Below are 11,974 nucleotides of genomic sequence, written 5' to 3' on the forward strand. Positions count from 1 at the left end.
CATAATAACTCCGGGAATCCGCAGCGTTCTTCGACGAACACGCGGCCTCCCGGAATATCCATTTCTTAAATGTTAGGCGTCTACCTTAGCCATCACTTCATCGGACAATTTCTGAATGCGCGCATTTGCATCGTCCAGAGAATCGCCTCTCACGGCAAAGTAAACCTTGATCTTCGGTTCCGTCCCCGATGGACGCAGGCAGAACCAAGAACCGTCTTCCAGCATATATTTCAGCACGTTTTCCTTCGGCAGGCCGTCCAGCCCCTCCGAATAATCCAGCACCTGCGTAACGGTCTTTCCTGCCACCGTCTGCGGCGGGTTGCTGCGCCAATCGGACATTTTCGCCTGGATTTGGGCCAAGCCGTCCTTGCCCTTCAGCGTGCGGGACTCCAGTTTCTCCTGGAAATAGCCAAACTGTTCATACAGCTCCTGCAGCACCTCGTACAGCGTCTTGCCTTGAGCTTTATAGTAGGCACCCGCTTCGCAGATGAGCAGCGAAGCCAGCACGGCGTCTTTGTCGCGGGCATAGTTGCCGGCGAGGTACCCGTAGCTCTCCTCGTATCCGAATAGATACGTGTGGGAGCCGGTCTCCTCGAACTGGGTCATTTTCTCCCCGATATATTTAAAGCCGGTCAGCGTATTGAACACTTCCGCGCCAAAATGCTGGGCAATCGTCGCACCCATCTCGCTGGTCACGATCGTTTTGATGACCGCCCCGTTGCTTGGCAGCTTGCCGGCTTCTTTTAACTGGCTGAGCAAATAATAAATCATGAGTGCCCCGGACTGGTTACCGGACAATACGACGAACTCGCCCGCCTGGTTCTTCACCACCGCACCCATGCGGTCGGCATCCGGGTCGGTTCCGATCAGCAGGTCGGCGCCGATCTTCTGACCCACCTTCATGGCCAGCGTGAACGCTTCGCGCTCTTCCGGGTTCGGAGACTTCACGGTCGAAAATTCGGCGTCCGGCTGCTCCTGCTCCGCTACGATATGCACATTCGTAAAACCGACTTCCTCCAACACGCGGCGAACCGGAATATTTCCTGTTCCATGAAGCGGCGTGTAGACGATTTTAAAATCTTTGCCAAGCGTCGAAGCAATGGCCTCGCGGTTTACGCTGACATCGGCAACAGTACGGATAAACGCATCGTCATCCTCTTGGCCGAGCCACACGAGCAGCCCCTTCGCCTCCGCTTCCTGCTGATCAAGCCGCTTCACCGCAGCAAAAGAATCGATCTGCTGGATGTACGAAATGACCTTTTCCGCTTCATCCGGTACGAGCTGTCCGCCCTCGGTGTTATACACCTTGTATCCGTTATACTCCGGCGGGTTATGGCTCGCCGTAATGACGATGCCGCCGGTCGCTCCCAGATGGCGCACGCTGAACGACAGCTGCGGCGTCGGGCGCAGGGACGGGAACAGCTTGGCTGTGATGCCGTTGCCTGCAAGTACCAGAGCGGCTTCAAGTGCAAACTCCGGCGAGAAGTGGCGGGAATCATGGGCGATCACGACCGATGGCTTGCCTTCGGCCGAACCGTGCTGCTCCAGTATGTAGCGTGCAAATCCTTGCGTCGCCTTGCCGACGGTATACCGGTTGATGCGGTTGCTTCCTGCACCGATCACGCCCCGGAGGCCGCCTGTGCCGAACTCCAAATCTTTGTAGAAACGGTCTTCCAGCTCCAGCGGCTGCTCAGACAGCCCTTCGAGCTCCCGTTTCGTTTCTTCATCTATAGAAGGATCTTGAAGCCATTGCTTGACATTTTCACTTGCTTGATTGCTTAGCTGCTGTGTCATTACTGCTTCTCCTTTCCATAATAAGAATGATCGTACTTAAGATTGTGCGGGGTCGGACAGGGCGAACATGATGTCGCCTTCAGCGACCACTTTATCGTCGACCTTGGCTACGGCGTGTCCCTTTCCGATGCTTCCTTTCAAGCGGGTAATCTCCACCTCAAGGCGAAGCGTATCGCCAGGCACCACTTGCCCACGGAAGCGGAAGTTGTCGAGACCGGCCAGAAAGCCGATTTTGCCCCGGTTGCTCTCTTCCTTCAAAATGGCGGCTGCCCCAACCTGCGCCAGCGCCTCGGTGATCAGCACGCCCGGCATCACGGGATACTCCGGAAAGTGGCCGATAAAGAAAGGCTCATTAATGGTAACGTTCTTGATCCCGACCGCACGTTTGCCAACTTCCATCTCGATAATGCGGTCCACCAGCAAAAACGGAGGCCGGTGTGGGATGATCTCCTGAATTTCTTTCACGTTAAGCACGTCTCTCAAACTCCTTTCAAAATAGACAAATCACCGCAACTTTCAAGGGTTATACTGCATAAAATCCATAGATTTCGGTAAAAATTAAACTATCCTTCACCCTCTGCAGAAGTGAAGGTTCAGATAAGGGGCCTTTCTCCGGTATGCCGATCCTGATGAACGGCACGGGGGAGGCCCTTTTGTATGGGCTTCGCAAGTCCCCCATCATTATACATTTTCCGAGCAAAAAAAGAAAACTCCCGAATGGAAGGAGTTTTCTGTCAAAAGTCAGCGGTTAGAAGCGCCGTCATGGCGCAAATACCAAATCGATCACATGCTGCCAAGTCTTCCATTGAAACACCTCGGACAGGCTCTGTTTGCCGATAAAGACATAACCGAAGGTCATCCCGCCAACCAGAGCGAGCAGCAGAAACAGCGGAATCATCCAGCGGATGACGATTCTCCATCTTGCCGTCTTCCGCACGGCCGGTTTCGCTTTGACAGCTGCTTGGGTTTTCTCACTCATTGCAGAACTCCTATCCACGGATATTGTTCGCCAGATTCATCATCGTGTCGCTGGATGTCAGTGCCCGGGCGGATAGCTGATAAGCGCGCTGCGCCTGCATCATATCCGTTATTTCTTGCGCATAATCGACATTTGACTGTTCCAAATATCCCGAACGGATGGTTGTCCCGGAGGCGGCTGCGGTATAAGGGGCATTGCCGAACACCTGAGCTTTCGTCAGGTTGGCGGGAATGACAAACAGGTTGCCGTCCATCTGCACGAGCGCATCCGGGCGGACCGGCGACGCCAACTGAATGGTAGTCACGGCGGTTGTCCCGGTCGCATCCGACACCATCAGGCGTCCGTCCTTATCAAAGGCTACCTTGGCATCATTCGCAACGGAGATCTGTTTGCCGTCCGCATCCAGAACGAAATACCCCTGATTGTTGACCAGCACCATGTTATCCGGCTTGGCAGGGTCGGGATCGGGCACAAAATGGAAGGCGCCTTCCCGGGTATAAGCCGTACGTCCGCCCGCTTCGACCGCAAACAGGCCCGTGCCTTCAATGGCGAGATCCATCGGATTGCCCGTCTGATTCAGCGGTCCCTGCTGCATATCCCGGGTGATTTCCGTCATCCGCATGCCAAAACCGTTCGTGTATCCAAGCGCGGAAACCCGTCCGTTCTGCTTGAAGCCGTCCGGCTGCTGCGTTACCGTCGTCAGCACGTCCTCGAAGGAACTCTCCTTCCGTTTGTACCCGTCCGTATCGATGTTGGCGATGTTATCCGCGATCACGTCCAGCTTCCGCTGTAACGCATTCATGGATACCATCGCGCTGATCATGGAGTTATTCATTTACGTCCACCCTCCCTAGTGCGTAGCATCCTCTATACCTTGCCGACCTCGTTGACAGCCTTGTCCAAACTTTTATCATAAAATTGCACGACCTTTTGATTGGCCTCATAGGCCCGAAGCGCCGTGTTCATGTCTACGACCGCCGCAGAGGAATCCACGTTGGACTGCTCCAAATAATGCTGCCGCACTTCTACGCGGTCGGTGTTACCCAATGCGCGGACTCCGGCAGCTGCGGTATCATCCACCTTGAACAATCCGTCACCCGTGCGCACCATCTGGCCGGGCTGCCCCACGACGGCAATGCCGAGCCGTGTTGTTCCGGGCGCACCCGTTGCGGGATTCACAATAAACCCCTGCTCGTTCACTTTAAGGCTGTCCACCGAGCCTGTCAACCGAATCGGCTGATTATTGGCATCCAATACCTGGTATCCAGCCGAAGTCAGCAGCAAGCCGTCCGGAGTGACCTGGAAGCTGCCGTCCTTTGTATATCCGATTTCCCCATCCGCGTTGCGGACGGTAAAGTACGCCTCCGGCTTGTAGGTCACATTGCCGTCCGCATCGACATACTTGCCGGATGCGTCAAACGGAATGTTCTGGCCCGTCGCCGGATCGGTGACTTCGATATCGGACACCAGCGCAAAATCGGTCGGCTTCTCGCTCTCCGTGATGACGCCCTGCTGGTACATGGACAAGCTTTCTTCAGCAAAAACGCCCGTGTTCAGCTTGCCGATCTGCGGGTTCGGATTTTCCGCTCCCCCGCCGATCATCGAAATCAGCACCTCGGGGAACGAACGGGCTACGCTATTCACCTGCTTGTAACCGGGGGTATTGATATTGGCAATATTTTGGACGGCGGTGTCATGGCGGCTCTGCTGCGTCATCATGCCGGCAGCGGCGGTGTAAAGTCCTCTCAGCATTGAGATGGGGTCCCTCCCTGTTTCATGTGCTTGTACACTGGGTAATTAAAATTTTATCTTCATATAATATAGTGGCATCGTCGATCTATATAAACGGGCTCCTCAGAGCCCGCGATCCTTAGTACATATATCGGACGTTGGTCCGGGTTTTTTTAGAGTTCCAAAGCTCAACTGGCCCATGGCCGGGGAAGTATGATTAGAACGCTTTTTTGGTGACCTTGTCCAAGTGATCAAGCATCAGTCCGGTGCCCTTAACGACACAATGCATCGGGTCCTCTGCGATCAGCACCGGTACGTGCAGTTCATCGGCGAGCAGCTCGTCCAGCCCGTCAAGCAAAGCACCTCCGCCGGTGAGAATGACGCCGCGGTCGATAATGTCGGCGGACAGCTCGGGAGGCGTCCGTTCCAGCACCGACTTGGCAGCAGCCACGATCATCGAGACCGGTTCCCACAGCGCTTCCTGAACTTCGTTGGAAGAGACTGTCACGGTAAGCGGCAGCCCGCTGACCATGTCGCGCCCACGGATATCGATCTCATCCTGGCGTCCGCCCGGACGGACGGTGCCTACCTTGATCTTGATATCCTCCGAGGTGCGTTCACCGATGAGCAGCTTGTATTTATTTTTAATATACCTCACGATGGCTTCGTCGAACTTGTCCCCCGCCATTTTAATAGAAGAGGCGGTAACGACGTCGCCCATAGACAGGACGGCTACATCCGTCGTTCCGCCGCCGATATCGACGACCATATTGCCGCTCGGCTGATAAATATCCATACCCGCGCCAATGGCTGCAGCTTTCGGTTCTTCTTCCAGGAACACATCCTTGGCCCCGCTTCGCTCGGCGGCTTCCCGGATGGCCTTCTGTTCAACGGAGGTAATATTCGTAGGTGCGCAGATCAGAATCCGCGGCCGGCTGCTCCAGCTGCGTCCTCCCACACTGCTGATGAAGTACTTCAGCATCGCTTCCGTAATTGCAAAATCCGCAATGACCCCATCGCGCAGCGGACGAATCGCCACGATATTGCCGGGCGTGCGGCCAACCATTCTCCGGGCTTCTTCCCCGACGGCAAGGACTCTTTTGGTTTCGCTTTCGATCGTCACGACAGAAGGCTCGTTGAGTACAACCCCCCTCCCTTTGACATGAATCAGCACGTTGGCCGTGCCAAGATCAATTCCAATATCCTTGCTAAACATCATGAAAAGAGCCCCCAAAGTATTATTTTATGGTAAAAGAGTCCCCGTTACCGCTTATCGAAGTCCCATTTCGACAGAATGTGGCAGGAAGTTATGTATTTTTGGGAAAAAGGGATCACATTTTTCGACCTTATACCATCTTTTAACATATCATACTTCAGGGGAGGGATACAATGGGCACAGGTGTGCCCTGACGCAAGTTCATATGAACCGGGCCCGGAAGCCCAGCAGGTCAGGCTTTGGCGGAAGCGACGGCTTCCCGTTTCTTCCCGCTGGTCTTTTTATACTTAATCTTGGTCGCTTCGCCTCCCCGGAGATGACGGATCGATTTGTGGTATTCAAGAATGTGCTTAACCTGATCAGCCAGATCGGGATTGATTTCCGGCAAACGTTCGGTCAAATCCTTATGCACTGTGCTCTTCGATACGCCAAATTCCTTGGCAATGGTCCGGACCGTGTGTCTCGTTTCCACGATACAACGACCAATTTTAATGGTCCGTTCTTTGATGTAATCGTGCACGTTCCCGCCTCCCTACTGTGGATAGTTTGGTACATTATATGAGGGGCGTGCCTATATATTCGCGCTTTCCAAGCCTGACAAGCTCCGCAAGGCCCATTTATTTTTGCGGGCAGCGCAAAATAACCCCGCAAAGCGGGGTTTCTGCCCAAAGCGCATTCCCGGCATGCTCAAGGAATCGCACACAAAAAGGCAGGGATTATCCCTGCCTTTAGGCTTATTTTTTGCATGTTTGGCGAAAAGCCTTACGTTATTGCTTCGGAAGAACAGTCTCCGGGTTAACCGGCGTTCCATTGTCATACACTTCAAAGTGTACGTGGTTGCCCAGTTCCTTCTCGATTTCGCTGCGTCCGGCCGTGCCGATCGTATCTCCCTGCTTCACGGTGTCGCCCAGTTTAACTTTGGCGTCCGAGAGGCTTTGGTATACGGTCTTCAGATTGTTGTCATGGGTAATTTCAATCACGGTTCCGGTCAACGGCGGGTTCAGGTCGACGCGAGTTACTTTTCCGCCGAGGGCGGCTTTGATGTCAAATGCTTGGTCATCTGCGCGGGCCAGGTCGACGCCGACGTTCGGAGTGAACGTGTCATCGTACTGAACCATCGCGGCTTGATGATTTTCTTCGCTACCATTTTCATCATAGAACGGCTTCACGACTTTTACGTCTTTGGCATTCGCCACCGGCCAAGCCATGCCTTCGGCATTGGCGGTTACTTCAACAGCATTGTCCTTGGCGTCTGTAGCAGTGTCCTTGCCGGCTGCAGCATTCGAAGCGGTAGTAGATTGCTCCGTTACATTAGCGGGGTCTTGGGTAAGGTTCTTCTGGCTGGTATCCTGGTAGACCCACACTAAGGTTAGTATAATTGCTGCTGCGGCCACGTAAGCTGCCGGGTATACCCACCGTTTGGACAACAGCTTTTTCCACGAAGAAGGCTGATTTACAGGCTCTCCTTGCACTTTTTTAGGAGCTTCGCCGTGGTTTTGGTTACTTTTGTTTTGTTCATTCATATGTTTATCACCTCAGTAACATTGTTACCGGGGCGGAATCTTTTATACGTATCTCTTTATATTATTTTTTCAAATGTTAGAGAGCAGTTTTGAAGCTTGCATAAAGTCGATGCCGGTATAGTAGTGTTTGAGAATTTGCGTGGCGGTGGACCCTTCCTTGGCCATCCCGTCCGCTCCCCACTGGCTCATCCCGACGCCATGCCCGTATCCGTATGTGGTGATCTGGATGTCGGCGCCCGAAGTCTCCCAAGAAAATTCGCTGGAGCGCAGGTTCAGCTTCTCTCTCACTTCCCGGCCGCTGAAGACATGTCCGCCGATGGAAATCTCTTTGATCCGGTGCCCCTCCGTCGTAGACAAGACTTGTAGAAAAGGTTGTCCCGTTGATACCGTGATGGCTTGTCCCGCCAAACCAAGCTTCGTGAGAAAATCTTTACGGCTGATCGTGACCGTTTCCTTATATCCCGGCGCCAACGCTTTGTCCCAAGGACTGGCTACGCTGCGGAGGTACGGAATGTCTTCCTTCCAATAATCCTCCGAATTCTCGGTATACCCGTTGCTGGTAGAAAAAAAGGATGCCGTAATCGGCTTGCCTTTATACGTCATGATCGTATTGCGAGTCTCCTGCACCGCCCGGCGCAGTTTAGCAAGCTCCGCAGTTTTCCCCTGCCCCTTCCACTCCTTGTCTAACACTTCCTTGGAAATGTACGCCTGGTGGCTGACCGTATCGGTCACCATGGCCTTGCGGTCCGGCACGCCGCTCATATCGCCGTCGACGAGGCGGCGGACGATAAAGGTGCGGGCCGCGATCGCCTGCGCTTTGAGCGCTTCGAGCTCAAAGTCCGCCGGCATCTCGGCCGCCAGCACGCCGGTGACGTAGTCTTCCATCGGCAGCACTTCCACTTGTCCCGTCTTCGTCAGATAGACGGACACGTTCGGCAGCTGCGCCTCCGCTTGCGGCGCAGCCGGCTTGGTTGGCTTGGCCGGTGCCGGCGCCGGGATGGGCGCGGGCATCGGCGCTGGGTGGTGGTTCGTCGTCACCACCACCAGCGTGGGCAGCAGCAGCGCCAATGCGAGCACCCCGCCCGCCCCCCACAGGGCGGCTGGGGGCACCTTGCGGGCGCTGCCCGGGCGGCGCGGCCCTTTGGCCGGGCCGCGGCTTGGCGGCGGCGTCCATGGGCGCCGCCCGGGGGTGTGCCGGGCGCCGCCAGGCGCGCCCGGGGTTTCGGGCCGGAGCGTGCTTTGGCGCTCCGGCCTGGCCGGCGCTGCAGCCTCTGGCGGCTGCGCAGCATTGCCGGGCAGCAGCGTCAGCTGCGGCCTGCCCGGCTTCGGGGCCGTGCTTCTCGGATCATCCGGCGTGAGCGCTTCGCTTCTGGGAGCGACGGGAATTTTTAATTGTGTGCGTGGATCCTTCATATTCTCTCAAACCTCCGTCCATGCTTCGTCCTTCGTTACTAGACCTTCCGGATACCGGCTGCGCGGCGGGCAGAAATCGATGGGAAGCCGAGTTTAGTCCGCTCCCGTCTTCACCGTTCACATCCGATACTCATACTTATGAGAGGCTTGAGAGTGATAGAACCCTTTTTAAGAGAAACAGAGATTGTCCTTTTGGATCGGAACCTTTCATTCCTTAAGAGGAGAAATAGGCAGCGCCTTGCCCAAAAGAGGTTGGTCGAATTGCACTGGAGAAGGATGGAATGGGGCTAATCAATATAGCCTAATAAAATGAGTAGGATGGTGCCCATCCCTTTTGAAATGTTCTTATTATAATAAGGAAGAGTATGAAGGTCATGATGGAATCGCAGAAAAGAGAATGACAGAAAAGACCAGGCCGCACGGGCCTGGTCTTTTCTCGGTTGCTTATGGTGGATGGCCACATACTCAAGGCCATTTGTTTCTTTACAGTACAATGAATCGTTTCCAGTAAATGTTCCGCCTATCACAAGATCAAATAAGGACTTACACCCAAGTCGGCTGCACGTTCACCAGCTTAACTTCCTCTTCCTTGCTGTCCGCCTCTTTCTTGGCCGCTGCCGGCTGAGTTAAGGTCGGCTCATCGACGGAGATCCGCCAAATATCCGCTCCCAGGCCTTGCAGCTTCTCTGCCAGGTGAACGTAACCCCGGTCGATATGATGCGTTCCACTGACCTCTGTCGTTCCTTCCGAAACGAGGCCCGCCAGAATCAACGCTGCCCCGGCCCGAAGATCGGTAGCGCATACCTTGGCGCCCGTCAGCTTGGCACCGCCGGTTACGATGGCCGTACGGCCCTCTACCTTGATCTCCGCATTCATCAGCTGGAACTGATCCACATGCATAAAACGGTTCTCGAACACGGTTTCGGTCACGACGCTCGTGCCCTCCGACTTAAGCAGCAGCGCCATCATTTGCGACTGCATGTCAGTCGGGAAGCCCGGATACGGCAGCGTCTTAATATCAACCGCTTTGAGTGGGTGATCCGCCTTCACGCGTACGCCGTTTTCGCCTGGTTCGATCTCAACGCCCATCTCCTCAAGCTTGGCAATCACCGGGCCCAAATGGTCCGGAATCGCGCCTTCAACGTATACGTCTCCGCCCGTAATCGCGGCTGCCACCATGTAGGTGCCTGCTTCGATCCGGTCCGGAATGACGGTATGCTCAGTACCGTGCAGCTTCTCCACACCTTCGATGCGGATGACTCCGGTACCGGCGCCGCGCACTTTCGCGCCCATACCGTTCAGGTAGTTCGCCAAATCGACAATTTCCGGCTCTTTCGCCGCATTTTCGATCACCGTCACGCCTTCAGCCAGCGTGGCGGCCATCATAATATTTTCAGTAGCACCTACGCTAGCCACGTCCAAATAGATCTTGGCCCCGCGCAGTCTGCCATTACTTTTCGCTTCAATGTATCCATGTCCCAGGTTGATTTCGGCTCCCAGCGCTTCAAAACCCTTCAAATGCTGATCAATAGGTCTTGTACCGATGGCGCACCCGCCCGGCAGTGAAATTCGCGTATGGCCCATTCTCGTGAGCAGAGGACCCATGACCAGAAATGACGCTCGCATCTTCCGCACCCACTCATAAGGCGCTTCACATGAGGTAATCGTTTGGGCATTGACCCTCATTACATCCTTTTCATATGTAATGACTGCACCTATGGATTCCAATACTTTACTGATTGTAATTACATCGTCAAGAGGAGGCGCATCGATAATGATGCTTTCTCCTTCTTCCCCAAGAAGAGAGGCAGCGATGATCGGAAGAACAGAATTTTTTGCCCCGCTGACTTTCACGCTTCCGGTCAGTTTATTGCCACCGCGGACGATAAATTTGCTCATCATGATTCCCTCCGCGTCCATTTTTTCCATTATTTCTGGATATTCAAGAAATTACATTGCTAATTCCCTAACTTCCATCATAACACTGACCTTTTGACGGATACAAGCGTTTTTTGGCGAATATGCTCCGGAGGAACTATCGCTTTAAGCCGGCCGGTACCCAGGGCACGCTAGGCGGGATGAGTTACGAAATCAGACTTTTCGGGCTCCATGTCCACATTTTTTTAAACGTGTAAGGCTTTCTCGCCATCCATGGCAAGTGGAACCGCTAGCCTTACCTAAACTGTTCTTTTTCATTGTTGACATAAAAAAATGTTATTATTCGACATCTTTCAACCGCGTCCGGTTGCTGAAGTCCTATAAGCAGCCTACCAGTGATATAACCAAACGTTGTCCTGTTAAAACATATACCGGATCATGTTGCTCCAGCCAATATAGTCGAGCAGAAACTTGGCAACGAAATGCCCCAGAACTACCGCCAGCAGCAGCTGCAGCAGTTTACCCTGAGCTCCCTTAGGATGCCTGATAAACAGATCCAGCTTCAGGTTCTGGAGTGCCCACCAAGACAAACCGATGCAGAACAAAGACACCACAATGGACATCAGACCGCTGACTCCGATGGTGCTTGATATGTTCTGTGATACGTCCGAATCCATGCCCTTACCTCCATCATCACTTGGATTAAAAAGAAGAACGATGAACGCTGCAGTGTCCCTTCCGGCAACCAAGCTCATCAAGGGACTATTATATAATACTTGCCTTGACCTCAAGAATCCAGTTCCAAATCCGTTATTTTAAAATAATTTATCGTAAAGCGCTTTCTGTCTAATTTCCTCGGAAATAAATAGGTCATTTGGACTAGTAAGCGCCGATGTTCTAAAAGGAGTTCCGGGATGTATGAGTGAAGAATCCCCTTGTTTCCAAGGATCTATACCTTCATGCGCTTACCCGTATCAATAAAAAGGCCTGTCTCTTTAACGAGACAGGCTCTCTTTACTATTATTTATGACCGGCCACATTGATCCGGTTCATTGCTTTCTGCAGGGCCATTTCCGCACGGCGGAAATCGATCTGATCCTGCTTGCCCGCTGCCAAACGGCGCTCGGCGCGCTCTTTGGCGGCACGTGCGCGTTCAACATCGATCTCTTCAGGAAGCTCTGCGCTCTCAGCCAGAACGACAACTTTGTCTTTGCGTACTTCAACAAAGCCGCCGTTAACCGCAATCTCGGTAGTTTTCTTGCCGTTCGTCACGGCAATCGGAGCAACCCGCAGCGGGGTGACCATCGGAATGTGGTTCGGCAGAATGCCGAGCTCACCCTCCACACCGCGTACAACCAGGCTGTCCACCTCTCCGGAATAAGCCACGTGGTCCGGTGTGACGATTTCCAATAAAAAGGTGCTCACTTACATCCCTCCCTG

Annotated in this window: 12 protein-coding genes; all 12 read right to left on the reverse strand. The window is 53.9% G+C overall.

The features are described from left to right. Window positions 1–72 precede the first annotated feature (72 nt). Window positions 73–1,794 (reverse strand): phospho-sugar mutase, encoded by a 1,722-nt coding sequence (locus CJP46_RS20340; RefSeq protein ID WP_094597468.1) that lies wholly within the window; start codon window positions 1,792–1,794, stop codon window positions 73–75. 36 nt (window positions 1,795–1,830) lie between these two features. After that, the gene (gene fabZ, locus CJP46_RS20345) at window positions 1,831–2,268 is read right to left on the reverse strand and encodes a 3-hydroxyacyl-ACP dehydratase FabZ (protein WP_076174644.1); all 438 of its coding nucleotides are present in this window, start codon (window positions 2,266–2,268) and stop codon (window positions 1,831–1,833) included. 286 nt (window positions 2,269–2,554) lie between these two features. Further along, complete coding sequence (locus tag CJP46_RS20350; protein ID WP_094597469.1) at window positions 2,555–2,773, reverse strand: DNA-directed RNA polymerase subunit beta; 219 nt, start codon at window positions 2,771–2,773, stop codon at window positions 2,555–2,557. Window positions 2,774–2,783: 10 nt separating this feature from the next. Then, on the reverse strand, window positions 2,784–3,608 hold the full coding sequence (locus CJP46_RS20355) for a flagellar hook-basal body protein (RefSeq protein ID WP_094597470.1): 825 nt from the start codon (window positions 3,606–3,608) through the stop codon (window positions 2,784–2,786). A gap of 32 nt (window positions 3,609–3,640) precedes the next feature. Further along, window positions 3,641–4,525 carry a flagellar hook-basal body protein gene (locus CJP46_RS20360; protein WP_094597471.1) on the reverse strand — a complete coding sequence of 295 codons (885 nt, stop codon included), beginning with the start codon at window positions 4,523–4,525 and terminating at the stop codon, window positions 3,641–3,643. A 196-nt stretch (window positions 4,526–4,721) separates the two neighbouring features. After that, a complete protein-coding gene (gene mreB, locus CJP46_RS20365; protein ID WP_179281268.1) occupies window positions 4,722–5,720 on the reverse strand; it encodes a rod shape-determining protein in 999 nt (332 codons plus the stop codon). 232 nt (window positions 5,721–5,952) lie between these two features. After that, window positions 5,953–6,240: a sporulation transcriptional regulator SpoIIID gene (spoIIID, locus tag CJP46_RS20370; protein WP_089549722.1), complete on the reverse strand. Its 288-nt coding sequence runs from the start codon at window positions 6,238–6,240 to the stop codon at window positions 5,953–5,955. 247 nt (window positions 6,241–6,487) lie between these two features. Then, window positions 6,488–7,243, reverse strand: a complete 756-nt coding sequence (locus CJP46_RS20375) for a M23 family metallopeptidase (protein WP_094597473.1) — start codon at window positions 7,241–7,243, stop codon at window positions 6,488–6,490. Window positions 7,244–7,312: 69 nt separating this feature from the next. Further along, window positions 7,313–8,656 carry a stage II sporulation protein D gene (spoIID, locus tag CJP46_RS20380; RefSeq protein WP_094597474.1) on the reverse strand — a complete coding sequence of 448 codons (1,344 nt, stop codon included), beginning with the start codon at window positions 8,654–8,656 and terminating at the stop codon, window positions 7,313–7,315. 543 nt (window positions 8,657–9,199) lie between these two features. Beyond that, the gene (gene murA / locus CJP46_RS20385; RefSeq protein ID WP_094597475.1) at window positions 9,200–10,555 is read right to left on the reverse strand and encodes a UDP-N-acetylglucosamine 1-carboxyvinyltransferase; all 1,356 of its coding nucleotides are present in this window, start codon (window positions 10,553–10,555) and stop codon (window positions 9,200–9,202) included. Between the two features lie 398 nt (window positions 10,556–10,953). Further along, window positions 10,954–11,211: a DUF1146 family protein gene (locus CJP46_RS20390; protein WP_076174666.1), complete on the reverse strand. Its 258-nt coding sequence runs from the start codon at window positions 11,209–11,211 to the stop codon at window positions 10,954–10,956. 343 nt (window positions 11,212–11,554) lie between these two features. After that, on the reverse strand, window positions 11,555–11,959 hold the full coding sequence (locus CJP46_RS20395) for a F0F1 ATP synthase subunit epsilon (RefSeq protein ID WP_094597476.1): 405 nt from the start codon (window positions 11,957–11,959) through the stop codon (window positions 11,555–11,557). Between the last annotated feature and the right edge of the window lie 15 nt (window positions 11,960–11,974).

This window comes from Paenibacillus sp. XY044, from assembly GCF_002257645.1.
Lineage (GTDB): Bacteria > Bacillota > Bacilli > Paenibacillales > Paenibacillaceae > Paenibacillus_AQ.

Coding starts and splice junctions, on each gene's coding strand:
- CJP46_RS20340 (WP_094597468.1), bottom strand. CDS start 1,794: ATGACACAGCAGCTAAGCAATCAAGCAAGTGAAAATGTCAAGCAATGG.
- CJP46_RS20350 (WP_094597469.1), bottom strand. CDS start 2,773: ATGAGTGAGAAAACCCAAGCAGCTGTCAAAGCGAAACCGGCCGTGCGG.
- CJP46_RS20355 (WP_094597470.1), bottom strand. CDS start 3,608: ATGAATAACTCCATGATCAGCGCGATGGTATCCATGAATGCGTTACAG.
- CJP46_RS20360 (WP_094597471.1), bottom strand. CDS start 4,525: ATGCTGAGAGGACTTTACACCGCCGCTGCCGGCATGATGACGCAGCAG.
- mreB (WP_179281268.1), bottom strand. CDS start 5,720: ATGTTTAGCAAGGATATTGGAATTGATCTTGGCACGGCCAACGTGCTG.
- CJP46_RS20375 (WP_094597473.1), bottom strand. CDS start 7,243: ATGAATGAACAAAACAAAAGTAACCAAAACCACGGCGAAGCTCCTAAA.
- spoIID (WP_094597474.1), bottom strand. CDS start 8,656: ATGAAGGATCCACGCACACAATTAAAAATTCCCGTCGCTCCCAGAAGC.
- murA (WP_094597475.1), bottom strand. CDS start 10,555: ATGAGCAAATTTATCGTCCGCGGTGGCAATAAACTGACCGGAAGCGTG.
- CJP46_RS20390 (WP_076174666.1), bottom strand. CDS start 11,211: ATGGATTCGGACGTATCACAGAACATATCAAGCACCATCGGAGTCAGC.